This window comes from Massilia aurea, assembly GCF_024753205.1.
Classification (GTDB): domain Bacteria; phylum Pseudomonadota; class Gammaproteobacteria; order Burkholderiales; family Burkholderiaceae_D; genus Telluria; species Telluria aurea.
Genome location: NZ_JANUGZ010000005.1, coordinates 435,982 through 460,308, shown reverse-complemented (window position 1 = coordinate 460,308; position 24,327 = coordinate 435,982). Strand labels below are relative to the sequence as shown.

The following is a 24,327-nucleotide window of genomic DNA, read 5'->3' as shown; positions in this document are numbered from 1 at the left end:
CCATGAAATTCCTGACTCCAGCAACCACCAATCCGATTGACCGCATGCGCTATGTCGGTCAGCCGACCAACCGCATCGACGGCAAACTCAAGACCACCGGCACGGCGCCGTACGCGTACGAGCATCACAAGGACGTACCGAACGCCGCGCAGGGCTTCGTCGTCGGCTCGGGCATCGCCAAGGGCCGCATCGCATCGATCGATATCGAGGCTGCACGCCGCGCGCCGGGGGTACTGGCCGTCGTCACCGCCGAGAACGCAGGCAAACTGGGCAAGGGCGACATGAACACCGCCCACCTGCTGGCCGGCCCGAACATCCAGCACTATCACCAGGCCGTCGCGCTGGTGGTGGCGGAAACGTTCGAACAGGCGCGCGCTGCTGCGCACCTGGTCAAGGTCAAGTACACGGTCCAGAAGGGCCGCTTTGACCTGGACGCCGAAAAAGGCAATGCCGTGAAACCCGAGGGCGAGTCGGATCCGCCGGATACCAAGACGGGCAACTTCGCGCGCGGTTTCGAGACCTCGCCCGTCAAGCTCGACGCCACCTACCACACGCCCGACCAGTCGCACGCGATGATGGAGCCGCATGCCTCGACCGCCTTCTGGGAAGGCGACAAGGTCACGGTCTACACGTCGAACCAGATGGTCGCCTGGTGCCGCGGCGACCTGGCCAAGACGCTGGCCATCCCGAAAGAAAAAGTGCGCGTGATCTCGCCGTACGTCGGCGGCGGCTTCGGCTCGAAGCTGTTCCTGCGCGCCGATGCGCTGCTGGCAGCGCTGGGCGCGCGCGCGGCCAAGCGTCCGGTCAAGGTGTCGCTGCACCGCCACCTGATCTTCAACAACACGACGCACCGTCCGGCAACGATCCAGCGCATCCGCATCGGCGCCGGCCGTGACGGCCGCATCATGGCCATCGGCCACGAAACCTGGAACGGCAACCTGCCAAAAGGCAGCGCCGAAGTGGCGACCGCGCAAACGCGCCTGCTGTACGCCGGGACCGACCGCATGACCGCCACCCGCGTGGCCGAGCTCGATCTGCCGGAAGGCAACGCGATGCGCGCACCAGGCGAAGCGCCGGGCATGATGGCGCTCGAAGTGGCGATGGACGAGATGGCCGAAAAGCTGAACATGGACCCGGTCCAGTTCCGCATCCTGAACGACACCAAGGTCGATCCGGAAAAGCCGATCCGGAAGTTCTCGGAACGCCGCTACATCGAGTGCATGCGCATGGGCGCCGACAAGTTCGGCTGGGCCAAGCGCAATGCGAAGCCAGGCCAGGTCCGTGAAGGCCGCTGGCTGATCGGCCATGGCGTGGCATCCGCCTTCCGTAACAGCCCGGTGATGAAATCGGGCGCCCGCGTCAAGCTGGGCACGGATGGCCGCGTGACGGTGGAAACCGACATGACCGATATCGGTACCGGCAGCTACACGATCATCGCGCAGACCACGGCTGAAATGCTGGGCGTGCCACTCGATCGCATCGATGTGCGCCTGGGCGACTCGGACTTCCCGGCATCGTCCGGCTCGGGTGGCCAGTGGGGCGCGAACAGTTCCACATCAGGCGTGTACGCGGCCTGCGTCAAGCTGCGCGAGCAGGTTGCCGCCAAGCTGGGCGTGAACGAAGCCGACGCCGAATTCGTCGACGGCACCGTGCGCGTGGGCAGCAACAGCCAGCCACTGGTTAAAGCGGCGGCAGGTGGCGAACTGGTCGGCGAAGACACGATCGAATTCTCCGGCGGCCTGGACAAGAAAAACCAGCTGTCGACGTTCGGCGCGCACTTCGTCGAAGTCGCGGTCGATTCGGTCACGGGCGAAACGCGCGTGCGCCGCATGCTGGCCGTGTGCGCAGCAGGCCGTATCCTGAACCCGATGCAGGCACGCAGCCAGGTCATCGGCGGCATGACGATGGGTATCGGCGGCGCGCTGATGGAGCACCTGGTGGTCGACAAGCGCCTGGGCTTCTTCGCCAACCACGACATGGCCACCTACGAGGTGCCGGTGCACGCCGACGTGCCGCACCAGGAAGTCATCTTCCTCAAGGAAGAAGACGAAATCTCGTCGCCCATGAAGGCCAAGGGCATCGGCGAGCTGGGTCTGTGCGGTGTTGCTGCGGCAGTTGCCAACGCAATTTACAACGCGACCGGCGTGCGTGTGCGCGAGTATCCGATCACGCTCGACAAGCTGATCGAAAAGATGCCGCTGTCGGTTTGATGGTCGTTTGATGTTCCAGTGGCGGCGGCATGATGCCGTTCGCCACATTGCCCTCGTGGCCCCGTCCCTGGCGGCCATGAGGCGCTCCCCTCTTTTTCCGGTGCACCGAACCCCTCCCCCGCGCCATGCGGAGGCGAATAAAGGCCGAGCCCATGAAATTTACCACCCCCGCTACCACCAATCCCATCGACACGCTGCGCCACGTAGGCAAGCCGTACGACCGCGTCGATGGCCCGCTCAAGTGCACCGGCCAGGCACCGTATGCCTATGAACACCACGCGGCCGTACCGGACGCCGCCCACGGCGTGATGGTCGGCGCCACAATCGCCAAGGGCACGATTCTCGCCATCGACGACGCGGCAGCCCGCCGCGCGCCCGGCGTGCTGGCCGTTGTCACTGCCGCCAACGCCGGCGCACTGGGCAAGGGCCAGAAGAACACGGCCCGGCTCCTGGCCGGACCCGAGGTGATGCACTACCACCAGGCAGTCGCCCTCGTGGTGGCCGAGACGTTCGAGCAGGCGCGCGCTGCAGCCTATCTGGTCAAGGTCAGCTACAGCGAGGCCAAGGGCAGCTTCGATCTGGCCAGCGTGAAGGACAGCGCTACCCCGCCCAAGGGTGAACGCAACTCGCCGCCCGATACCCGCGTCGGCGATTTCGAGCACGCATTCGACAGCGCCCCGGTCAAACTCGACGCCACCTACACGACACCCGACCAGGCGCACGCGATGATGGAACCGCACGCGACCACCGCACGCTGGGACGGCGACAAGCTCACAGTCTGGACCTCGACGCAGATGGTCGACTGGTGCCGCACCGATCTGGCCAAGACGCTGAATATCGGCAAGGACAAGGTGCGCGTCGTCGCGCCCTACATCGGCGGCGGCTTCGGCGGCAAGCTGTTCCTGCGCACCGACGCCGTGCTGGCCGCGCTGGGCGCCCGCGCTGCCGGCCGTCCGGTCAAGGTGGCCCTGCAGCGCCACCAGATCTTCAACAACACGACGCACCGGCCGAAAACCATCCAGCGCCTGCGCATCGGCGTGGGCCGCGATGGCCGCATCCAGGCCATCGGCCATGAAACGTGGAACGGCAACCTGCCGGGCGGCCGGCCCGAGGTCGCAACGCAGCAAACCCGCCTGCTGTACGCGGGCGCACACCGGATGACGGCGACCCGCGTGGCCGTGCTCGATCTGCCAGAGGGCAATTCGATGCGCGCACCGGGCGAGGCGCCGGGCATGATGGCGCTGGAAATCGCGATGGATGAACTGGCCGAGAAGCTCGGCATGGACCCGGTGCAGCTGCGCATCCTGAACGACACGAAGGTCGACCCGGAAAAGCCGAACCGTCCGTTCTCCGAACGGCGCCTGGTCGACTGCCTGCGCACCGGGGCTGAACGCTTCGGCTGGAAGGCGCGCAATGCCAAGCCCGCCCAGGTCCGTGAAGGCCAGTGGCTGATCGGGCACGGCGTCGCGGCGGCCTTTCGCAACAGTCCCGTGGTCAAGTCGGCCGCCCGCGTGCGCCTTGGCACGGATGGCATCCTGACGGTGGAGACGGACATGACCGACATCGGTACCGGCAGCTACACGATCATTGCGCAGACCGCCGCTGAGATGCTCGGGTTGCCGCTCGATCGCGTGAAGGTGAAGCTGGGCGACTCGGAGTTTCCCGTGTCGGCCGGCTCGGGTGGCCAGTTCGGCGCCAACAGTGCGACGGCCGGCGTGTACGCTGCCTGCGTCAAGCTGCGCGAACAGATCGCGGCCAAAATGAACATGACGGACCCGGTGTTCGCCGACGGCGTCGTGCGCGCTGGCGGCGCCAGCCAGCCGCTGGCCAAGGCGGCCGAGGGCGGTGAGCTGGTGGCCGAGGATGTCATCGAGTTCGGCGAGCTGGCGAAAAAGAACCAGCTCTCGACCTTCGGCGCGCATTTCGTCGAAGTCGCGGTTGATTCGGTGACGGGCGAGACGCGCGTACGGCGCATGCTGGCCGTCTGCGCGGCAGGCCGCATCCTGAACCCGAAGTCGGCGCGCAGCCAGGTGATCGGCTCGATGACGATGGGTGTGGGCGGCGCGCTGATGGAGCACATGGTGGTCGACAAGCGCCTGGGCTTCTTTGCCAATCACGACATGGCAACCTACGAGGTGCCGGTGCATGCCGATATCCCGCATCAGGACGTGGTTTTCCTGGACGAGGAAGACGAGTATTCGTCGCCGATGAAGGCCAAGGGTGTGGGTGAACTGGGGCTGTGCGGCGTGGCGGCAGCGATTGCCAATGCGGTCTACAACGCCACTGGCGTGCGGGTGCGCGAGTATCCAGTCACGCTCGACAAGCTGCTGGAGAAGATGCCGCTGCCGGTGTAGTGCTCTGGGGCCGACGCTGCAGCCGGGACCGGCGTCAGCGTCGGCGTCGCCACCCGGATCAGGCTTGCTGGCCGAGCATGTGCCAGGCCATGGCGCAGCAGAGGATCACAACGCAGCACAGCAGGCCGTAGACGAAGATGCGCATCGACGTGGCCAGGCCGGTCACGGCGCGGTTGGCGTTATCGCCAAGCTTGCCACGCTTGCGCGCGCTGTTCATCAGCATCGAGAAGAAGATGAACAGCGTCGCGCAAATCAGGACGACTTTCATGACGGCCTTTGTTTAACTAGGTACGTACGGCCACGAGCACGAGCGCCACGACCGACAGCAGGCCGGACAGCGCTGCGGTCGCGCCCATCCACGTCATCTTCTGGCGCTGAGCATCCATCTTGGCGATGAGCTGCGCATTCTGGTCGGCCAGGTTGGCGATGATTTCGGAGGCCGAACGCATCTGGTTGCGCAGATCGGTGATCTCGGCATCATTGCGCTCGACGCTGCGGATCAGGATATCGAACACGTCTTCTTCCTGCCCCGCCATCCCGGGCGCCACGCCCATCGGCTCATCGGGCATGCCCTGCCGGTTGCGGTTGACCGTGTCCCACAGCCGCCGCGCGCCGTTGGCCACCTGCGGCGCTGCGCTGATTACGTCGCTCCAGGGAACGGTTCTTAATACTGTCCACCAACCTGCTGCCATACCTGCTCCTCATCAATCGTTGTATTCCTGAGCATACCATTGCGGCGTGCTGCGGCCAAATGCCACACGCGTCGCGCGCGGGCAGAACACGGTGCGACGCGTCCAGCCGCCTTGCGCTACCATTACCCGCATGTGTGGACGAATTGACCAAAGCCAAACGGCCCGTTACTACGCCAGCGTCATGGGCTGGCTCGACGCCGTGTATGACAGCGAATCCGAACCGGCTTACAACGTGCCGCCCGGCACCTATCGCCCTGTGCTGCATCTGCAGGACGGCGAACGGCGCGTGGACGACGTGTACTGGAGTTACCAGGCGCGCTGGGCCAAGGGCAAGGTCCCGGTGACCATCAACGCGCGTATGGACAAGCTGGACAACCGCTACTGGCGCGGCCTGCTCAAGTCGGGGCGCGCGCTCGTGCCTGCCTCTGGCTGGTACGAGTGGACGGGCGAAAAAGGCAGCAAGCAGCCGTGGCATATCCACCGCAAGGATGGTGCACCGCTGTTCATGCTGGCGCTGGCGAACTTCGGCAGTTTTACCGAAAACCGCGCCGAGGCCGGCTTTGTCATCGTGACCGACGATGCTTCGGGCGGCATGCTCGACATCCACGACCGGCGGCCGGTGGTGCTCGACGCCGAGGATGCCGAGCGCTGGCTCGATCCGGCGCTCTCGAGCGAAGAGGCGCTGGCGCTGGCCCGCTCGGCTGCCCTGCCCCCGGACGCATTCGTCTGGCACGAAGTCAGCACACAGGTCAATCGCGCCGGCGCCGGTGGACCTGAGGTCGCGCAACCCATCGACAGCAACGCCTGAGCCATCCCGCCGCACAGTCCGGCAGTACGAATATCCTGGAACCCGGCCGTTGTCTGATCTGGATCGAACCGGGGATGCAACCAAACGTCGTGTTCGCCAGTCTTACCGGACTGCTACCACACGTGAGGTGAATCCATGGGCGAATACATGCAAATCCGGGGCCTGCTGCAAGAGGGTGAAGAATACGCTGGCCTCATCCTGGGCAAAGACGATCCCGACTACCACCTGGTCCTGCTGCCAGGCGACAGCGCGGACGTAAGCTGGCCCACGGCCGCCGACTGGGCCGCCAGCCAGGGCGGCGCCCTGCCCACGCGGCGCGAGCTGGCGCTGCTGTTTGCCAACCTGCGCGAATCGTTCCAGCGCGACTGGTACTGGTCCAGCGAGCCGCATGCCACGCGCGCCCAGCTGGTCTGGGGCCAGAATTTCGCCAGTGGCATCCAGACCATCTACGGCCGGCCATACCGCGGGCATGCGCGCGCGGTACGGCGGATCAGTACAGCGGCCTGACCCGCGGCCTGACTCGCAGCCTGACCTGCAACCTGACCCGCATCACGGCGCCGGCACGCTGGAGCGGCCAATTGGCTGCTCCATATTGGCCAGATACCAGGCCGTCGCCGCCATCAGCGCGACGTTGCGGCGCAGGCTGTCGGGATCGACCTTGTCCAGCGTGTCGGCCGGCGTGTGGTGGATGTCGAAATAGTTCGCTGTATCGACGATGGGCGCGAAGCTTGGCACGCCTGCGCGTTCCAGGCCGGCCAGGTCGCCCGTTGCCAGCACGTCCTGGCGCTGGAACACGCCGGCGCCGATCGGCTGCAAGGCCGCTTGCAGCGGCGCGAACAATTTCACCGACTGCGGCGTCACGCTGGCGCGCAAGCCGAACGGGCGGCCAACGCCATTGTCGCTCTCGATCGCGCCAAAGTGTTTGGCGGTGTTCGCCTGTTCGGCGGCAAGATAGGTGCTCGCGCCGCGCATGCCGTTCTCTTCGTTCATCCAGGCGATGAAACGGATCGTGCGGCGCGGCCGGTAATCGAGTTTTTTCAGCACATCGAACACGGCCATCGCGCTGGCCACGGCGGCGGCGTCATCGTGCGCGCCGGGCGACAAGTCCCACGAATCGAGGTGGCCCGAGACGATGACGATTTCTTCCGGCTTGTCCGTGCCCGGCAGATCGGCGATCACATTGAAGCTGTCGGCGTCGGGGAGGTTTTTCGGGGTCAGCACGAGTTTGAGCTTGACCGGGCCGCGCTTGGCCAGGCGTGCCATCAGCATCGCGTCTTCGGCCGTCACGGCGGCTGCCGGGATGCGCGCATCATCCGACAGGCCGGACGAGCCCGTGTGCGGCAATCGATAAGCAGCGCCACCGACCGAGCGCACCAGTGCGCCGACAGCGCCCAGCTCGGCCGCAAGGCGTGGACCATTGCGGCGGTAGTTCGAACCCGCGCCATAGGCCGGCCCGGCCAGGCCGCGGTCGGCCATATGCTGGTCGAAAGCGACATCGAACAGCACGATCTTGCCCTTCACTTCGGCTGACCGCGCCTTGAGTTCTTCGAAACTACTGAGCACGAGCACAGGCGCGACAAGGCCGTCGACTGGCGTGGCGCCCGAGCCGCCCAGCGCGGTCAGCACGATGCGCTGCGTGATGCCGGCTGGGCGGCCCGTGTAATCGACCAGTTCGCCCGTCTCGATCCCGCGCACCCAGTGCGGGACCTTCACCGGCTGCAGCGTCACCTTCGCGCCAAGTTTGCGCATGGCGTCGGCAACCTGGGTCACCGCCGCCGCTGCGCCTGGCGAACCCGACAGGCGCGGGCCGATCAGGTCGGTCATGTCTTCCGTGCGTTGCCAGGCGTAGTCGCTCGTCATTGCCGCGTCGCGGATCTTGACCAGCGCAGCAGGATCGTTGCCGGGGCTGGCGGCCAAGGCCGGTGTGACGATCAGTGTGGCGGCGATGGCGCCCAACATGGGAAGACTGCGAAGACGGCGAACGGGGAAGTTCATGCGGGAATCCTTGCGGTATTGAAAGGATTCAAACAATAGCGCATCCGGCAAGGTTTCGCCCCGACTTTCCTGATGAAGTGGCCGGGGCCAGGCCCGGTTGTCAGGCCGCCACCAGGCGCACCAGCGTGATTTCCGATGGCGCGCCAAAGCGCTTCGGCGGCCCCCAGTAGCCGGTGCCACGGCTCGTGTACACCCACATCTCGCGCACCCGGTTCAGGCCAGCCACGAACGGCTGCTGCAGCGGCACGAACAGGTTCCACGGGAAGAACTGGCCGCCGTGCGTATGGCCCGACAGTTGCAGGTCGAACCCCGCGGCCGCTGCCGCCGTCGCGCTGCGTGGCTGGTGCGCGAGCAGCACGCGCGCGCCAATGCCGGCCGGCGCACCGGCCGCAGCGCGTTGTGGATCGCTCTTGTGCTCGGGATGAAAGTGATGGGCGTGATAGTCGGCCACGCCCGCGATCATCAGGCGCGCGTCACCCTTGTGCACGATCACGTGCTGGTTCATCAGCACGTTCAGGCCCAGGCGCCGCACTTCGGCAATCCACTCGAGCGCGCCCGAGTAGTACTCGTGATTGCCGGTCACGAAATACACACCATCGCCCGCGCGCAGGCGGCCCAGTGGTTCCGTGTGCGGCGCCAGGCGCTGCACGCTGCCGTCGACCAGGTCGCCCGTGACGGCAATCGCGTCCGCTTCCAGCGCGTTGACCTTGTCGACAATGGCATTCAGGTAGGCGCGCTTGATGGTCGGGCCCACGTGCACGTCCGAAATCTGCGCGATCGTGTAGCCGTGCAGTGCCTCCGGCAAGTCGCGAATCGGCACATCCACCTTCACGATGCGCGCGACCCGGCGTGCGTTGGCATAGCCGATCAGCGTCACCGCCAGCGCGATCAGCGGCACCGCCAGCGCGCTGATATACAGCACCGGGGCGGTGACTGCGCCAATGACCATCAGCCCCAGCAGTATCAGGTCGCGTAGCACCGTCGCCACCAGCAGCGACGAGAACAGGCCCATCGACAGCAAGCCGAACCAGGCCACGGCATCGGACCAGCGGCGCCGGCGCATCGAGGCCGACATCAGCCCCACCGGCACCAGGATGCCCAGCAGGCACAACAATAATCCGGCGATCAGGTTGCCGACCATGCCAAGGGCCAGGTCGGGCAACAGGCGCATGCCGAGATACACCAGCAGCATGACCATGAGGAGCAGAACAACGAGGAAGCTTCGGCTTGGACGCATGAGGGGGATAGATGAAAAGCAATAGGAGCTACATGGGGCACATGGGCCGAGATGCAAGCGAGGATGTTACAGACCGGGCATCACTTGTAAAAATCTGTATTAGCAGATGGCACTATCAAGAACCAAGAATATAGTGATTCCTACCCGGTGAGCGAGAACATCATTCCGATCTCCGCCGGGGTAAAAAGGAAAAAGCCATGTTGAAATCGAAGACCTTTGGTGCTGTGCTGCTGGCCGCCGTCGCCGTATCGCCGGCGGCAATGGCCGGCGATCGTGGTACGAATACGGCCATCGGCGCCGTGCTCGGTGCAGTCGTTGGCCACACGGTTGGCGGCACCGGCGGCGCAGTGGCAGGCGGTGTGATCGGCGCGGCAGTGGGCAACTCGGTCCACTCGCGCGATGACCGTCGCCACTACGGCGATCGCGGTAACTATTACGACAATCGCGGCGGGTATTACCAGTCGCAACCGACCTACGTGCAGCAGCGCCCGGTGTATGTGCAGCAGCGTCCTGTGTACGTCCAGCCACGCCCGGTGTATGTGGAATCGCGTCCGGTGTACGTGCAACCACGTCCCGTCTACGTCGAATACCGTGACGGTGGCCGCGGCTGGGACCGTCATGACCGCCGCGACCGTTATGACCGCCACGACCGCTGGGACCGCGATGACCGTCGCGGCTACGGCCGCTAACCACGAAAGCCGCGCACTGCGCGGCTTTTTCTTTGCCCACAGCCGGGGTCAGGTCTGACATTCGGACACGACCTCAGCTTTAGCCACTTTCAACGGTGTCTTGCCCAGCATTAGCGTGGCCTTTTTTCCAGCCAGGTCCGATGTCCAACTACGCGACTGTCGAGACCGTGTCCGAATGTCAGACCTGACCCTGGCTTTTGCCCCGCGCTATTCCACTCCTTTCTGCTTCCCCCCGCTTTGCTTCCCCATCGGCGCGTTGCGCCATGCTCGGGGGACACCATGTACGATGCAGGCACCGTCATTTCGCTCACCGGCGGCCAATACCGCCTGCGCGAACCGCTGGCCGGGGCTGCTTATGGCGTCGTGTGGCGCGCCGACTGCCTGCATGCCACCGGCGCCGTTGCTCTCAAGCTCGTCAACCTCGACCAGATGGCGCGCGCCCCGGAAGCATTACGCGCACGCTGGCTGGACAGCGCCAACACCGAGATCGCGTTCCTGCGCAGCCTCGCGCCATGGGATGGCCGCCACATCGTGCGCCTGCTCGACAGTGGCGAGCATCTCGGGCTGCCGGCACTGGCCCTCGAACTGCTCGATGGCGACCTGGCCGCTTACCTGGCGGAAGAAACCGCTGCCGGCCGCACGATCGCCCCGGTCCGCGCGCTGGCCTGGACCGGTCAGGTCAACCAGGCGCTGGCCAAAGTCCACGCCAACGGCTGGCGCTACCTCGACCTGAAACCGGGCAATCTGCTGCTCGATCGCGCCGCCGACACGCTCAAGCTGGCCGATTTCGGCACCAACCGGCGCCTGGACGACCTGCGCGCCCATACCTATGCCGGCACCGCCAACTGGCAGGCCCCCGAGCAATTCTTCCCCGACGCCGACGGCTACGCCACCGAAGCGCGCACCGACTATTTCGCCCTGGGTGCCCTCTTCTATTACCTCGTCTGCGGCCGCCTGCTGCGTTACAGCAGCACCTGCGGCCAGGCTTGGCAAACGCATGGCCGCGATGGCGCAGCCGCGCTGCTGGCCACGCACCAGGCACGCCCGCCCGTGCTGCAACTCGATGAAGCGGCGCTGTTTGCCAACCACCTGGGCCAGGCCGCTGTGCCGGGCCTGGCGCTGCTGCGCCGTCTGCTGGCCGACAGCCCTGCCGAGCGGCCGCAGCATGCACTGGACATCAGCCGCTTGCTGGGTCAAGCGACCAGCCTGCTTGGCGTCCCGCCAGCCAGGAGCGCAGCATGACATCCAGCCGCCAACGCATGTCCTCCGGCGCCGCGACGGCATCGGTCCTGCTCGCGTTGCTGTGCGCCGTACAGTTGCTGGCCGTCTTGCGCGCGCCTGCCGCCTGGCTCCCGCGCGAGATCGCGGTCACCCTGCAGCCGGGTACATCGATCGTACTGGGCCGCGCGGAGCTGGGCGCGCCGCGCGCCGCCACGCGCCAGCTGACGCTGCGCCGCGATGCCGGCGGTGCGTGGTGGCTGCGCAATCTGGAGCCGGTCCAGCCGATCGTGCTGCGCCGTGGCGACGTGCGCGTGCGCAGCAGCGACGTGCCGCTGGAGCGCGGCCAACAGATTCAGACCGGCGCCGCGCGCTTCGAAGTGCTCGCGCAGGATGCCGGCAGCGTGACGCTGTCGAACGGCGAGCGTACCTGGCGCTACGACGGCGCCACGCTGCTGCAGGACGGCGCACTGCAGCCGGCCTGCCCCGATGCACCCCTCGCCAGCCGCGTGCTCGCACTGTGGAACCGGATCACGCCGTACCCCCTTGGCCTGGCGCGGCCCGTCAGCCTGGGCGGCCTGCTGTATTGCGGCAACCGGCTGGCCAGCAGCACGTTCGAGGCAGGCACGGCAATGCTGGGGCGCATGCCCGATGGCCGTATCGCGCTCTCGGTACGGGGCGACCAGCCGGTTCTCGTCTCGACCGCACAAGACTGGGAAGATGCCGCCCAGCGCGACCAGCCGCTGGCGGCCACCGATGCGGTTGCCGTCGGCCGCACCGTCTTCACGCTGGTCCCGAATGGCGACATGCTGCACTTGACGCCATCGGGCCAGGTCGCGCTGTCGAACGTGCCGCAGGTCCAGTTGCCCGACGCCGTGCGCTGGCAGTGGCAGGAACGCACGCTGTTTGCGCTGCCTGCCCCCCCGCCGCTGGCCTGGGCCGCCGCGATTGGCGTGCTGCTGCTGGGTGCGGGCAGCGTACTGCCCCTGCTGCGCCAGCGCGTCGCCAGCGCACGCCTCGCCATGCCGCTGATCGCGGCGCTGGTCGCGGCCACGGCCACCCTGCTGCTGATCGCCCAGCGCAGCAGCGGCGCGCCCGGTGTGGGCGTCTCGCTGCTGCTGGCCTGGGCCACGCTGTGGCTGACCCTGCGGTTTCACGCGCGCATCAGTCTGCTGTCCGCCGCCGCCGTGCTGCTGCTGGGCACCGGCCTGCTGGTGCAGCTCGAGATGGGCCTGGGCGCGAGCGACACCGCCTGGCTGCGCCACTTCCAGAACTCCACCGCGCTGCTGGGCCTGGGCTTGCCCGGCATGCTGCTGCTGTTATCGAGCGTCGGCCGCAACAACCTGTCGCGCCCCGTCACCGAACGCGTGCTCCTGGTCCTGGCCGGGATCGCGCTCGTCGGCGTGCTGCTGCAGGTCTGCTTCGGCAGCGAGACGGGCGTGTTCGACATCCAGCCGTTCGAGTTCGCGAAGTTCGCGCTGGCCGCACTGAGCGCCCACTGCCTGGCGCTGGTCGCAGGCGGCGCAACGCACCAGCAGCGCAACTGGCGCTTCTGGCTGCGCATGGCCGCGCCCGTGCTGCTGTTCGTGTTTTTGCTGGGTGTTGCGCTGGTACGCGTCGACGACTATTCGCCACTGGTGCTGCTGCTGGTCTGGAGCAGCGCGATGGCGCTGGTCTGGTGCGCGAGCCGTGGCCGGCGCGCCGCCCTCGTCACGGCCGCCGTTGCCATCTGCCTGCTGGTGGCCGGCGGCGCAGCGATGCGCAGCGGCGGGGCCGTCCTCGGTGCGCTGGGCTTTTATCCCGAGCGGTTCCAGGTCTGGAGCGCCCCCACTGTCCACCCGCACACGGGCCAGCAGATGCTGCTCGGCGCGCGCGCCATCGCCCAAGGTGGCTGGCTGGGGGCCGACAAGGCCTTCGGTCTGGCGGCGCTGGGCGGCGCGGCCGGCGACGCGCTGGCGATCCCCGCGATCCAGGATGACTTCGCGCCGGCCTTCCTGCTGCAGCGCCACGGCCTGGCCGCCGGCCTGGCGTTGTGGACGCTGCAGGCGCTGTTCCTGGTGGCGCTGGTGCGCGTTGCCGCCGGTGCCTGGGGCCGGGCGCTGGCCGCCAACGATTTCCGGCGCGCCTGGCTGGGACGCTTCCAGTGCTTCGCGCTGTGCGGCGGCGCCGCCTTCGTCGCCGGCCACCTGCTGCTGGCGTGGGGCACCAACCTGGCGATGTTCCCGATCATGGGCCAGCCGATGAGCTTTCTGTCGGCCGGCGGCTCGCACCTGCTGTTTTTCATCTGCCCCCTGCTAGCGTTCGGCATGGCAAGCACCCCATTCAACGAGGAGATTCAATCATGCCGGTCTATGTCCAACACGAAGTCCTGGGCAAGGTAGAAGACGTGTTCAACGCCGACGCGCTGTGGCAGGCGCCCGGTCTGTCGCTGTTCTCGCGCCGCACGCTGCTGCGCGACCTGCTCGAACGCTCGCCGCGCGAACTGCGCGGCCGCGCCGCCACCCGCTGCTTCTCGCATGTGACGCTGGTGCTGCCGCAGGACGACGTCGACGACGACCGTCACCTGACCCGCGGCGCGCGCGTGCGCGACCTGGCGCAGTCGCTCGCCGCGCTGCATCAGAAGGATTTCGGCGACCTGCTCGGCGGCGATGAGGTGCGCTATTTCATTTCCGGCGACGAGCGCATCGCGCCGGGCGAAGTGCAGGTCAAGTTCGGCCACGCCGTCTACTTGCCGGCGCCGGGCGAACAGGTGCAGTACACGGTGACCGCCTCGCGCGACAGCGCAATCTGGCAACCCGTGTGCGCGATCTACCCGAACCAGCGCCTGACCCTGGTGGGCATGGACCCGGCCAACGCCACGTTCGCGGTGCCGGGCTGGCCGTTTGGCCCGGACGGCGGCCTGCTCCTCGTGAACGACGGGCCGGAAGCGCCCCTCGAACTGCAGGTGCGCCCGAAAGACAGTTTCGACTGCGTCTTTGACGCTGCCAATGGCTACTACGTCCTGCGCGGAAAAGGCGCGAGCGCTCAGCGCCTGCTGCTCAGAATCAGCCGCGCTGGCGCAGCCGTTAAGCCGCCTGTCTCCGTGGCGGCTGCGCCTGCCGCCCCAGCCACCACACCCCAGCGCAGCCCCGCCGTCTGGAAGTCGCGCAGCAGCACGCCGCCGGCCGACCTGACCGCGATGCCGCTGGCAGCGCCAACGCCCGTGGCCACCCCGGTGCCAGCACCGACGCCGGAAGCCGACGCCACCTACGCGCCCGTCGCGCGCCATCGCATCACGCTGGCCGCGCTGGCCTTGCCGCGTCTGAGCCGCTACCGCGACACGGGTGCGCAGGCGCTCGAAGTGGGCCTCGACGCCCAACTCGTACCGGCCGCGCCGGGCAAGGACAACGTGATCCGCTTCGCCATCGACGATGCCGACGAGCTGCACGCGATCACGCCGGCCGGTCGCCAGCGCATTGCCGTGCCCTCGCAGTTCTCGCCGATGGACGGGGCCAGCATCGGCCTGCTCGCCGCACCGCAGTCGATGGCGGAGCGCTACAGCGCCCTCCTGGTGCTGCCGCAAGGCCCGTCGCAACCGGCGGCCGGCGGCTCGCGTCTGACGTTCGGACGCGGCATGCCGTCACTGGCCGCGCTGCGCGTGCTCGATGCGCCGCAGTTCGTGCGCCAGGCCGACGGCGGCGCCGCCAGCGCCGACCGCCTCGGCCTGTCGCGCAGCGCCTTCAGCTGGGAAGCGTCTAGCGATGGCCTGCGCGTCGTGCGCCTGTCGCCGAGCCAGGCGCTGTATCACCTGGATGCCGAACTGGCCCTGGTCGCGCAGATCGACGTGGCCACGCAGGATGCGCCGTATCTGATCCCGCCCGGCCACCACGTGGTGGCGGGCCACTACGTACTGCGCTTCGACGCCTGAGGCCAGCATGCCATCGTCGACCCACATCGCAGCGCATTTCGCCACGTACATTGGCGCGTTTGGCGCAGCCCTCGTGCTGACGCTGTGCGCCTGCGCGTGGCTCACGCCCCGCGCGTGGTGGCGCCGGCCCAACGCCCGCGCACTGGGCGTGCTGGTCGCCGGTACCGCGGCCGGCGGCGCGCTGCTGCTGGCGCTGTTCGGCATGCCGGGCACAATGCCGGCGTCGGTCGAGCTGGCCGAGGCGCCGCTGCTGGCAAACGACGTGCCCGTGGCCGGCGCGCCCTACCGCGTGCGCGATGCGCTCAACTTGCGCGTCGCGGGCGGCATCGGGGCCGAGCGTTTGCTGGTGGTGCCGGGCGGTGCACGCGTGATTGCGACGGGCCAGCGCGATGGCGACTGGTGGCAGGTGCGCGCCACGGTCGATGGCAAGGATGTCGAAGGCTGGGCGAGCAGCCTGTGGCTGCGGCGCGCGGACGAACGCTGATTTTTCCGGATCACAACCGCAGAAGCGATCCACTGATCGTGCCTTTCTTATCGAGATTGACCGATCATAATCAGCTGGCTTCCGCAACATCGAATCGTTGTGACAGTGAGAATTCAAGCATTTCCCACTTGAAACCGCCTGTACACTCCAGGTCTTCGACATTTAAATTACATACCCAGGGAGTACATCATGCATATGCAGCTATCCACGCCTGGTACCCTTCGCCGCGTTGGCACTCGTTCTATCGCTGCTATCCTGATCGCAGGCTCCATCACTGGTGCGATAAGCGCCAATGCAGAGCCAGTGGCCCCTGCGCCGACGTATATGGTATCGATGGCACTTGAAGCAGACGGTGAGAAATCGATTCCGCGTGTACTGGCCAAGGCGGGAGAACAATTCGCGGTAGCCTCAGGTAACTGGCGAGTCGAGATGACAGTGCGTCCAGGAGAAACACTCACTGACGTATGGGTGTCCAGTAAGATTTTCAAAGATTCTACGTTGATTAGTACGCCAACCTTGGCAGCACACGTTAACGAAAAAGCTGTTATTAAAGTTGGCGACGGCAGCGATGCTTTCAGCTTGGCTACGACGGTATCGCCGCAGCCGTAACCTGACTAAACCGTCGATTTCTCCCATGAGTCGACTTGGTGCTTGCGACCACTATTACGATTACGTCCCGGTTGATGAAAAAAATAGCAGTCGCATTCACCCTTCTTTCGTGTTTCAGTTTCACGAAAGCGCATGCACAACATGTGCCGCCACCATGCAATGATTATGAGCGAACCTTGGAAGCCATGAGGACTGCTGACCAAGCACTGCGGCATCGTATTGGCGAGCTCACACGTTTTCCACAAGCCGATGCAATGACTATCAAGAAGGTCACAGGGCATATTATTCTGGTCGATCGGACCAATACAGCGAAGCTCGTTTCTCTGGTCAAGCAATGTGGCTGGCCACGTCCCAAGATCCATGGAGAAAAGGCCGTTGATTACGCCTGGTTGATTGCGCAGCACGCTGACATGAATCAGACCGCGCAGCGTACCTTTCTCAAGCACCTGAAACAGGCCGTGGATAGCGGCGACTCGCCTGCTTACACCTATGCGTTTCTTGCTGACCGCATCGCGTTGAATGAAGGGAAACCCCAACAATATGGAACGCAGGTCGAAAACAAAACAGAGTGTGATGTCGTGATCGTCCCTCTCGACGACTATGCCAAAGCCGATGCGCGCAGGAAGACTGTCGGATGGCCATCGCTAAAAGATTATGTGTTTTTGCTGACGAAACATTTGAAGGAAAAAGGGTGTCCAGCGCCGCACGTTGCGATCGGCACTGAGTTACCGCCGCCTTTGTATCGTTGACGCGACCTGCTTTATCAGAGCAAAGCGATCCACGACGCTTGAGCAACCGACGACATCCTACGATCGTTCCAGAGACTTGCTCGTCAATATCGAGAAGGAGCGTATGCCTGGCTCGATGGCAAGGATGTCGAAGGCTGGGCGAGCGGACGAACGCTGGTCGCCGGTTGCGGGACGTACCGCCAGTCGGCCTCCGTCGCTGCCCACCTGTATCCCTTTCGGGTTCGCCCAGGGCCAGACATGTGGCCCCATCGTCCAAACAGACGCGGAAACAAGCAGCTCCTTCACTTATTGCCAACGCATAGCGGGGTTATGATTGCACATCATTAATTATTTCCCTAAGGCATGTTTTCCAGACTCGACCCCAGCCTTAAGGTATTCGGCGCCCTGATCATCATCATCGTTGCCTGCCTCGCCACGCTGCCCTGTATCAGCAGCTACCAGGCGAACGCTACTTTGCGCGCGCTGCAGGACGGCGCGAAAAAGGAGCGTGCATACAATCTCGCGCTCAGCCTGCTGAAGGATGCCGAGACCGGTCAACGCGGCTTCCTGATCGGCAGCGACGAAAGCTTCCTCGACCCCTACAACGTCGGCGTTGCGGGCATTCCTGCGGCGCTCGAGGATTTGCATCGACTCGCCAGTTCGGACCAGGAGCGAACCCTGGTGGCACGCATTGCCAGTCTCAGCCAGGCCAAGGTCCTCGAGATGGACAGCAGTATCCGCCTTAAAAGGGCGGGCAAGACGCAGGCGGCCATCGACGCCGTGGCGAGCCAGAAAGGCAAGCTCCTGATGGACGAGCTGCGCACCCAGTTCGGCCGCCAGATTTATGTGCTGGCCGAGCAGCGCAAGGTGCTGCGGGACGAACTGACGTCAACGCTGGGATACAACTCCGCGCTTGGTATCGGCGCCGCCCTGGCCAGCCTGGTCGTGATCGTGGCAACGGTGCTCATCGTGACCAGGAGCTTGAACAAGCAGGCGGAAGTGGCCAACCAGTCGCAGTTATTGGCCGAAAACAACGCGCTATTGGCGAAGCAGTCGGCCGTGCGCGCAGAGCGTCTGTCGGTGGCAGCGGAGATGTTGCACGCGCTGGACAGCGTCAAGGCGCCGTCCGAACTTGCCCGCATGCTGCCGGTATTCCTCCGCAAGCTATTACCGGACACGGCTGGCGCGGTATATCTCTACCGCAATTCGCGCGATGCACTCGAACTCAATGCGTCGTGGAATCTGACCGACGAAGCGCCCCCTGCCATCGCCCGCGATGAATGCTGGTGTCTGCGGCTGGGCAAAATGCATGTCGCGACGGCGCAGCACGACCTGTTCTGCGATCACGGCACGCCCTGGATTGGCAAGTATGCATCCCAGACGTGCGTCCCGATGATCTCTCAAGGCGATGTCGTGGGTGTTCTGATGGTCCTGGACGACCGGCACGAAGACAACCAGAGCGACAGCATGCACATCATCGCACTGGCGGAACAGCTGAGCCTGGCGATCAGCAACGTCTCGCTGCGCGACACGCTGCGCCACCAGTCAACGGTCGATCCGCTCACCGGCCTGTACAACCGGCGCTTCTTCGACGAATCGCTCAAGCGCGAGCTGGCGCGCGCCCAGCGTAGCCAGAGCGCCTGTTCGGTGGTGATGATCGACCTGGACCATTTCAAGCGCGTCAATGATACCTACGGCCATGAAGGCGGCGATCTGGTACTGAAGGCCGCCAGTCACGCCATCTTGCAACGGGTGCGCGCAAGCGACGTCGTGTGCCGCTACGGTGGAGAAGAACTGGTGCTGATGCTGCCGGACTGCAGTGCCGAGGAGGCGGAGAAGTGCGCCGAAGGCATCCGTTCGTCGATTGGCGGGATCGTCATCGAGCACGCGGGACAGACCATTTCGGGTATTTCAGCATCGTTCGGTGTGGCGCAATGGCCTGGTCATGGCAATGGCGAACAGGCTCTGCTGTCTGCCGCTGACCGCGCCTTGTACGCGGCAAAAAAAGGTGGGCGCAACCGGGTGATGGTGGCTGACGTCGTCATGCCGGCGCTGGAAGACGCCTAGTCGCCAACGGGCCGGGAAGCAGCGTTGCCGCTGACCGGCTCAGTCACGCGCAGTGCGCCATTCCTGCTGCCGGGCTGGCTCTTCATCCTTCGGGCAGGTCGTGATGCGCTGCTTGCCGTGCTTCTCGAACATTTCGACATCGGTCGTCGGCGCGCGGTCCGTCAGGCAGTAGGTGCCGTTTCCAGTAATGACACGGGTGCGCCGCGCGCCGTCGCCCGTGTTGTTGACCAGTTCGGCGACGCGCGGCGCCTCCCACAGGCGCGGGAGCGCCATCTCGCGCGCATGCTCGATGCCACGGCGCAGGCGCAGTTGCGGGCTGTCCGGCGGCAGCACGATCGTCGGCTGGCGCTCCTTGCGTAATGCCCGATCGATGTCGCCGATGCTGCGGCGTGCGCTGTCCATGATGGCGGCGGTGCTGGGGATGGCCGATTCAACCGGTACTGGCGGCGCATCCGGCACTAGCGCGGTCACCGGTGACGGAATTTGTACGGGCGTTTCTGCCTGCACCGCAGGCACAGGCCGCAACGGCATACTGGGCTTTGGCGTTGCCGCCACCTCCCGCTGGATCGGCTGCACGACAATCATGCGCGGCACCGGCGCCGGCACACGCAGCCACAGCATCGCGGCATCGTCCCCCACGACCGGCGCCGGCAACGTACGCGCCATCTGCCACCCCAGGATCAACAAAGCATGCACGAGCAGCGTGGCCACCAGGCCCGCGCTGCGGGGGTCATTCAAACGGTAACGCCAGGTGGCCCGGTTCATCTCCGCAGTATAGCCACCCCGACGGCGTCACTTACTCAACAATTCTCACCGCGCCCGGCCGCGTCCCCTCACGCGGCGGCAGACACCGGCACCTTGGCAGCGTGCAGCGCCATCAGCGACGTCACCAGGTGCGCCGGCAACGGACGGCTGACCAGGTAGCCCTGGATCTGGTCGCACCCGTGCGCCAGCAGGAAGGCCTTCTGCGCCGACGTCTCGACGCCTTCGGCGACGACCTGCACGTTCAGGCTGTGCGCCATCGTGATGATCGCGTTGACGATGGCGGCGTCGTCGGCATTCGTGGTTACGTCGCGAATGAACGCGATATCGATCTTGAGCTTGTCGATCGGAAAACGGCGCAGATAGGCCAGGCTCGAATAACCGGTGCCGAAATCGTCGACCGAAACCTGGATGCCGTGTGCGCGCAGATTGCTCAGACACTGCATCGTGCGCTCGGTGTTGATCATCAGCGACGTCTCGGTCAGTTCCAATTCCAGCAGCGCGGCCGGCACGTCATGCTCTGCCAGCGCGCGCAGGACATCGCCTTCAAGGTCACCCTCGGCGAACTGGCGCCCGGCGATATTGACCGACACCTGCATCGGCCCGGTTGCATGAAGCGTCCAGGCCTTGATCTGGCGGCAGGCCGTGTCGATCACCCAGCGGCCGACGCGCACGATCAGCCCCGTCTCTTCGAGCACCGGCACGAACAGGCCCGGCGACACCAGCCCGTGACCGGGCCGGTCCCAGCGCAGCAGCGCTTCGACACCGACAATGGTGTCTGCGCCGAGCAGCAGCTTGGGCTGGTAATACAATTCGAATTCCTCGTTCTCGACCGCCTTGCGCAGCGCGTGCTCGAGATCCTGGCGCTGCAGCGCATCGGCATTCATCTGGGCCGTGAAGAAGCGGTAGGTGTCGCGCCCGGCCTGCTTGGCCTCGTACATGGCGGTGTCGGCATACTTGATCAGCACCTCGGGGTCGGCGCCATCCTGCGGATGAACCGTGATGCCGACGCTGGCCGTGACGATGACCTCGAAGCCGCGCAGATTAAACGGCGGATACAGCACCTCGGCGATGCGGCCGGCTACGGTGGCCGCGTGCGCCGGGTCCTGGTCGAGCATCAGGATCAGGCCGAATTCGTCGCCGCCCAGGCGCGCGACGGTATCGCGCTCGCTCACGCAGGTGGCCAGGCGCGCGCTGAACTGCACCAGCAATTCGTCGCCCATGGCGTGACCGAGCGTGTCGTTGACGTTCTTGAAGCGATCGAGGTCCAGAAAGACCACCGCCACACTGGGACTTTCGCCATGCGTTTCCCGGACCGTGCCGTGGAGCGCCTCGTAGAACCAGGCGCGGTTGGGCAGGCCGGTGAGCACGTCATGGCTGGCCTGGTATTGCAGGATTTGCTGCGCGACCCGGCGCTCGGTGATGTCGCGCACCACGCTGACGATGATCCAGTCATTGCCGGACAACAGGGCCTGACGGTGGATCTCGACGTCCACCGACCCGCCATCCTTGCAGTGCAGTGTGACCTCGCTCAGCCTCGGCTTGATCCGGCCACCCGGCGTGGGCTCGAACATCGCCTCCAGTTCGTCGTGGGTCGCCGCGCCCAGCGCCACCGGGCCCAGGTTCAGCATCTCGGCGCGCGTGTAGCCCAGCATGGCGCAGGTGGTGTCGTTGACTTCGACGAAGCGCATCGTGTCGCGGCTGACCAGCATGAGCGCATCCGGCGTCGCATTCATCGCCGTGCGAAAGCGCAGCAAGTCGGCGGTGCGGGCAGCGATTTTCTGCTCGAGCACGAGCACCTGGTCTTCCAGGTCGCCCATATCTTTCAGGCGCAGCAGATTGCGCACCCGCAGTCCGAGCTCGGTAGGGTCGACGGGTTTGCTCAAAAATTCTTCGGCCCCCGCCTCCAGTCCCGCCTGGCGCGTGCCGGTGTCCTCCACGCCGGTGACCATGATGATCGGGATATTCTCGGTCGCCGGATCGGCCTTGAGGATGCTGGCCACCTGGCAGCCGTCGATGCCCGGCATCGTCTGCGCAATCAGGATCAGGTCGGGCGCTTCGGACGCGACCGAGGACAATGCCTCTTCGCCGCTGGCAGCGCTCGTCGTCTCGTAGCCGCCGGGCGCCAGCAGGCAGGCGAGCCGGTCGCGGCTCCTGGCTTCATCGTCGACGATCAGGACAGTCGGGGCGGAGGTGGTCATGAGGTACTATCCTTGGAAAAAACGGGCATGCGATCACACCTTCACCAGTCGCACCAGATCGCTGTGGGCGGTCCATTCGTCGATGTACGTGGAATTCTTGCCGTAACTGTTGTCGATCACGGTGTGGTGCTTGTCCATCAGGCACGCCAGGATGTGGCCGTGCAGGCGGTCGGTCACGATGTGGTCATGGCGCGCAAACAGCGCCACGGCCCTGGACGAAAAGCGCTGCGCGACCGGTATCCAATACCATGGCCCGATCAGCTTCTTGCAGGTTTGCCAGCCGCGCTTGATAAAGGCGGCCTGGATGCGCCAGGCAAAATCGATCAATCGCTTATCCTTGCCCACGACCTCGATCCAGTCGGTTCGGGTATCGAATTGCGCATCCTTCAGCGACGCCGGCACGACCGGCTTTTCCGTGTCCACGCGCTCGATGCGCAGCACGCCACTGGCCTTGCCGCCGCTGGCGATCGGATACAGGTGATGCGCCATATCGGGCGCCAGATACACATTGTCGGAAAACCGATTCGCAATCTGCTGCGACGCTTTATCCCGCACAAAAATGTGGACATCGGCATGGCGCCGGAACACGGCGACCGACCGGTCACGCGCCGCTTCACTCGCAAAGAACACGGTTTGCGGCAACATCACGATGCGGTTAGCCGGAAAGCGCGTGATGATTTCTTCGCGTATCTCGTTGATGTTCGCGTACAGGTCGCCGAAATTGCCGCCCCCGTGAAACACCAGGATGTCGCCCGGCCTGACCCATGACGGATCGAATGCCCACGACGTCGATATCGTTCGGGGAGACAAGCGCTTTTTTTTGAAGAACGCCAGCGTGCCCTGCATGATGAGCAGATCGCCGATATTGTCGTGCATCGGAATATCGATGTAATGAAAGTCTCTGCCCTTCAGCAAATCATGAATGGTGTCATGCTTGTTTTGCAGATCCTGCATCATCAAACGATGGTTACTCAAGGCTACTCCCGAAAAATCAGGTTACTTGGCGCGCGTCACCAGCCGGCGCAGGATGGCAAGATCGCCGCGGGTCGGGATGAAATCGGGCATCGGCTCATTGAGCCGGCGCACCCCGAGAATGATCGTCGTGATCAAGCGCAGACAGGCCCCCGCCAGCATCAGCCCCGCCAGCCAGACATACGTATTTTCCTGCGGCAGAAACGGGATGGCGATCAGCACCGGAACCACGGCGATGATCTGGCGCGCCAGCACCAGCCCCGGTTGTCCGGCGGCGGTGAAACGCTGCGCCAGCGTCCAGCTGGCGCCACCGATCACGCATTCGAACAGCAAAATCGCAAACGGCATCGTCATCGCTGCAAAGGACTTGCCATAGATGAGGTTGAGCAACCAAGGCGACAGCGCACCCCCGATCGCGGCCAGCACCATCAGTGGCGCGAACGTCACGCGGAAGGTATTGCGCACTGCCTGGCTCAGTGCTTGCTCATCCCGGCCGGCAAAGCGCGAAAACAACGCAACCGACGCCGATTCCTGCACCGCCCCGATCAGGCGTGACGTCGTGAATGCCAGCGCATAGAAACCATATTCGCGGATGGTGCCGCGATTGAGCAGGAACAGCTTGTCGAAATTGACCAGAAACAAGCTCAGCAACCCAATGCCCTGCTGGTGAAAGCCATAGCGCAAAACAACCCAGGGCTGAACCGGCTCCTTGACCTCGACTTTCAACTGCCAGACCCGGTGCTTGCGCGCCCACCACAGTCCCATGACCGTGACGCCAATCAGCATGAGCAATTGCGTGGCCAGGATCTGTTCAAAGCTCACCACGTCGAACCACAGCACCAGGGGCAGCATCAGGACCAGATTGCCGAACACCTGCGTAAAGCGCAGGATATTGAAGAAATGCAGATCCGAATGCAGTTGGGTCAGCGTGAAGATGTACATCTGGCTTGCCATGAACGCGGCAAACGCCAGGATCAGCCACATGAACCGGTGCAACTGCACCGCATCGCTCAATTGCAGCCCGGCGGCGGCCAGCGCAGTGGCAAAGATGCTGATGCTCAGCAGCGACAGCAGAAGGAAGCGCAGATACGGAAACTGCCGCGCCGCCCCGAAGTGATACAGATAGCTGCTGCCCATGCCGCACTGCGCGATACCGGCGGACAGCGAACAGACCAGGATGGCCGCCGACAGCAGGCCGCGCCCTTCCGGGCCCAATATGCGGGCGGTAATGACGGATGAGATGAATCCCACCACGGTCATGCCCATGGTGGTCATCAGGGTCTTGCCGAACGCGCGCGAAATGGATGGCATCGACGGCGCTGTCGCGCTCATGCCCGTGCCTCCCGTGCTGCCTTGGGCAGGACGGTTGCAGGAAGTGTGCGGATCAGGTTATG

Annotated in this window: 20 protein-coding genes; 12 read left to right on the top strand and 8 right to left on the bottom strand. The window is 65.2% G+C overall.

All coding sequences use genetic code 11. The annotated features are described in order from the left end of the window. Nucleotides 1-2: 2 nt before the first annotated feature. Both paoC (NX775_RS21415) and paoC (NX775_RS21410) read left to right on the top strand, forming a co-directional pair. Entirely contained in the window at nt 3-2,210 is a 2,208-nt protein-coding gene (paoC, locus tag NX775_RS21415) for an aldehyde oxidoreductase molybdenum-binding subunit PaoC (protein ID WP_258837805.1), read from the top strand. A 152-nt stretch (nt 2,211-2,362) separates the two neighbouring features. Continuing rightward, nucleotides 2,363-4,564 (top strand): aldehyde oxidoreductase molybdenum-binding subunit PaoC, encoded by a 2,202-nt coding sequence (gene paoC / locus NX775_RS21410; protein ID WP_258837804.1) that lies wholly within the window; start codon nt 2,363-2,365, stop codon nt 4,562-4,564. Between the two features lie 58 nt (nt 4,565-4,622). On the opposite strand, the gene NX775_RS21405 is transcribed toward paoC (NX775_RS21410), so the two are convergent. Together NX775_RS21405 and NX775_RS21400 are read right to left on the bottom strand one after the other, a co-directional pair. Then, nucleotides 4,623-4,832 (bottom strand): hypothetical protein, encoded by a 210-nt coding sequence (locus tag NX775_RS21405; RefSeq protein WP_258837803.1) that lies wholly within the window; start codon nt 4,830-4,832, stop codon nt 4,623-4,625. A gap of 16 nt (nt 4,833-4,848) precedes the next feature. After that, entirely contained in the window at nt 4,849-5,256 is a 408-nt protein-coding gene (locus tag NX775_RS21400; RefSeq protein ID WP_183551696.1) for a hypothetical protein, read from the bottom strand. A 130-nt stretch (nt 5,257-5,386) separates the two neighbouring features. Here NX775_RS21400 and NX775_RS21395 point away from each other — a divergent pair, with 130 nt between their 5' ends. Together NX775_RS21395 and NX775_RS21390 are read left to right on the top strand one after the other, a co-directional pair. Then, nucleotides 5,387-6,064, top strand: a complete 678-nt coding sequence (locus NX775_RS21395) for an SOS response-associated peptidase (protein WP_258837802.1) — start codon at nt 5,387-5,389, stop codon at nt 6,062-6,064. Between the two features lie 135 nt (nt 6,065-6,199). Beyond that, nucleotides 6,200-6,571 carry an Lcl C-terminal domain-containing protein gene (locus NX775_RS21390; protein WP_183551690.1) on the top strand — a complete coding sequence of 124 codons (372 nt, stop codon included), beginning with the start codon at nt 6,200-6,202 and terminating at the stop codon, nt 6,569-6,571. Nucleotides 6,572-6,613: 42 nt separating this feature from the next. Here the strand turns inward: NX775_RS21390 and NX775_RS21385 are convergent, their stop codons facing one another. Continuing rightward, the gene (locus tag NX775_RS21385) at nt 6,614-8,059 is read right to left on the bottom strand and encodes a M20/M25/M40 family metallo-hydrolase (protein WP_258837801.1); all 1,446 of its coding nucleotides are present in this window, start codon (nt 8,057-8,059) and stop codon (nt 6,614-6,616) included. 100 nt (nt 8,060-8,159) lie between these two features. Further along, nucleotides 8,160-9,296, bottom strand: a complete 1,137-nt coding sequence (locus NX775_RS21380) for a metallophosphoesterase (RefSeq protein WP_258837800.1) — start codon at nt 9,294-9,296, stop codon at nt 8,160-8,162. A 197-nt stretch (nt 9,297-9,493) separates the two neighbouring features. Here NX775_RS21380 and NX775_RS21375 point away from each other — a divergent pair, with 197 nt between their 5' ends. The 8 genes from NX775_RS21375 (at nt 9,494) to NX775_RS21340 (ending at nt 18,998) form a co-directional block, all read left to right on the top strand. Beyond that, nucleotides 9,494-9,985: a glycine zipper 2TM domain-containing protein gene (locus NX775_RS21375; protein ID WP_258837799.1), complete on the top strand. Its 492-nt coding sequence runs from the start codon at nt 9,494-9,496 to the stop codon at nt 9,983-9,985. 279 nt (nt 9,986-10,264) lie between these two features. After that, nucleotides 10,265-11,227, top strand: a complete 963-nt coding sequence (locus NX775_RS21370; RefSeq protein ID WP_258837798.1) for a protein kinase domain-containing protein — start codon at nt 10,265-10,267, stop codon at nt 11,225-11,227. Further along, a complete protein-coding gene (locus tag NX775_RS21365) occupies nt 11,224-13,584 on the top strand; it encodes an FtsW/RodA/SpoVE family cell cycle protein (protein ID WP_258837797.1) in 2,361 nt (786 codons plus the stop codon). The genes NX775_RS21370 and NX775_RS21365 overlap by 4 nt, the downstream gene beginning before the upstream one ends. Next, nucleotides 13,545-15,110: an RAD23 family protein gene (locus NX775_RS21360; RefSeq protein ID WP_258837796.1), complete on the top strand. Its 1,566-nt coding sequence runs from the start codon at nt 13,545-13,547 to the stop codon at nt 15,108-15,110. The genes NX775_RS21365 and NX775_RS21360 overlap by 40 nt, the downstream gene beginning before the upstream one ends. Nucleotides 15,111-15,117: 7 nt before the next feature. Then, complete coding sequence (locus NX775_RS21355) at nt 15,118-15,594, top strand: SH3 domain-containing protein (RefSeq protein ID WP_258837795.1); 477 nt, start codon at nt 15,118-15,120, stop codon at nt 15,592-15,594. A 189-nt stretch (nt 15,595-15,783) separates the two neighbouring features. Then, the gene (locus NX775_RS21350) at nt 15,784-16,203 is read left to right on the top strand and encodes a hypothetical protein (protein ID WP_258837794.1); all 420 of its coding nucleotides are present in this window, start codon (nt 15,784-15,786) and stop codon (nt 16,201-16,203) included. Between the two features lie 74 nt (nt 16,204-16,277). Further along, entirely contained in the window at nt 16,278-16,952 is a 675-nt protein-coding gene (locus NX775_RS21345; protein WP_307732373.1) for a DUF6624 domain-containing protein, read from the top strand. 453 nt (nt 16,953-17,405) lie between these two features. Continuing rightward, nucleotides 17,406-18,998 (top strand): diguanylate cyclase, encoded by a 1,593-nt coding sequence (locus NX775_RS21340; protein WP_258837792.1) that lies wholly within the window; start codon nt 17,406-17,408, stop codon nt 18,996-18,998. Nucleotides 18,999-19,037: 39 nt separating this feature from the next. Here NX775_RS21340 and NX775_RS21335 read toward each other — a convergent pair whose 3' ends face one another. From NX775_RS21335 to NX775_RS21320, 4 genes are all read right to left on the bottom strand, one after another. Continuing rightward, the gene (locus tag NX775_RS21335) at nt 19,038-19,736 is read right to left on the bottom strand and encodes a hypothetical protein (RefSeq protein ID WP_258837791.1); all 699 of its coding nucleotides are present in this window, start codon (nt 19,734-19,736) and stop codon (nt 19,038-19,040) included. 95 nt (nt 19,737-19,831) lie between these two features. Beyond that, the gene (locus NX775_RS21330; RefSeq protein WP_258837790.1) at nt 19,832-21,961 is read right to left on the bottom strand and encodes a two-component system response regulator; all 2,130 of its coding nucleotides are present in this window, start codon (nt 21,959-21,961) and stop codon (nt 19,832-19,834) included. Nucleotides 21,962-21,994: 33 nt separating this feature from the next. Continuing rightward, nucleotides 21,995-22,936 (bottom strand): polysaccharide pyruvyl transferase family protein, encoded by a 942-nt coding sequence (locus NX775_RS21325; RefSeq protein WP_258837789.1) that lies wholly within the window; start codon nt 22,934-22,936, stop codon nt 21,995-21,997. A gap of 21 nt (nt 22,937-22,957) precedes the next feature. Beyond that, entirely contained in the window at nt 22,958-24,265 is a 1,308-nt protein-coding gene (locus NX775_RS21320) for a lipopolysaccharide biosynthesis protein (protein ID WP_258837788.1), read from the bottom strand. Nucleotides 24,266-24,327 lie beyond the last annotated feature (62 nt).

Excerpts from the sequence above, each read along its gene's own strand:
- NX775_RS21400 (WP_183551696.1), bottom strand. The coding sequence starts at position 5,256 with ATGGCAGCAGGTTGGTGGACAGTATTAAGAACCGTTCCCTGGAGCGAC.
- NX775_RS21330 (WP_258837790.1), bottom strand. The coding sequence starts at position 21,961 with ATGACCACCTCCGCCCCGACTGTCCTGATCGTCGACGATGAAGCCAGG.
- NX775_RS21395 (WP_258837802.1), top strand. The coding sequence starts at position 5,387 with ATGTGTGGACGAATTGACCAAAGCCAAACGGCCCGTTACTACGCCAGC.
- NX775_RS21350 (WP_258837794.1), top strand. The coding sequence starts at position 15,784 with ATGCATATGCAGCTATCCACGCCTGGTACCCTTCGCCGCGTTGGCACT.
- NX775_RS21365 (WP_258837797.1), top strand. The coding sequence starts at position 11,224 with ATGACATCCAGCCGCCAACGCATGTCCTCCGGCGCCGCGACGGCATCG.
- NX775_RS21390 (WP_183551690.1), top strand. The coding sequence starts at position 6,200 with ATGGGCGAATACATGCAAATCCGGGGCCTGCTGCAAGAGGGTGAAGAA.
- NX775_RS21370 (WP_258837798.1), top strand. The coding sequence starts at position 10,265 with ATGTACGATGCAGGCACCGTCATTTCGCTCACCGGCGGCCAATACCGC.
- NX775_RS21385 (WP_258837801.1), bottom strand. The coding sequence starts at position 8,059 with ATGAACTTCCCCGTTCGCCGTCTTCGCAGTCTTCCCATGTTGGGCGCC.
- NX775_RS21320 (WP_258837788.1), bottom strand. The coding sequence starts at position 24,265 with ATGAGCGCGACAGCGCCGTCGATGCCATCCATTTCGCGCGCGTTCGGC.
- NX775_RS21345 (WP_307732373.1), top strand. The coding sequence starts at position 16,278 with ATGAAAAAAATAGCAGTCGCATTCACCCTTCTTTCGTGTTTCAGTTTC.
- NX775_RS21375 (WP_258837799.1), top strand. The coding sequence starts at position 9,494 with ATGTTGAAATCGAAGACCTTTGGTGCTGTGCTGCTGGCCGCCGTCGCC.
- paoC (WP_258837805.1), top strand. The coding sequence starts at position 3 with ATGAAATTCCTGACTCCAGCAACCACCAATCCGATTGACCGCATGCGC.
- paoC (WP_258837804.1), top strand. The coding sequence starts at position 2,363 with ATGAAATTTACCACCCCCGCTACCACCAATCCCATCGACACGCTGCGC.
- NX775_RS21380 (WP_258837800.1), bottom strand. The coding sequence starts at position 9,296 with ATGCGTCCAAGCCGAAGCTTCCTCGTTGTTCTGCTCCTCATGGTCATG.
- NX775_RS21405 (WP_258837803.1), bottom strand. The coding sequence starts at position 4,832 with ATGAAAGTCGTCCTGATTTGCGCGACGCTGTTCATCTTCTTCTCGATG.
- NX775_RS21360 (WP_258837796.1), top strand. The coding sequence starts at position 13,545 with ATGCCGGTCTATGTCCAACACGAAGTCCTGGGCAAGGTAGAAGACGTG.
- NX775_RS21355 (WP_258837795.1), top strand. The coding sequence starts at position 15,118 with ATGCCATCGTCGACCCACATCGCAGCGCATTTCGCCACGTACATTGGC.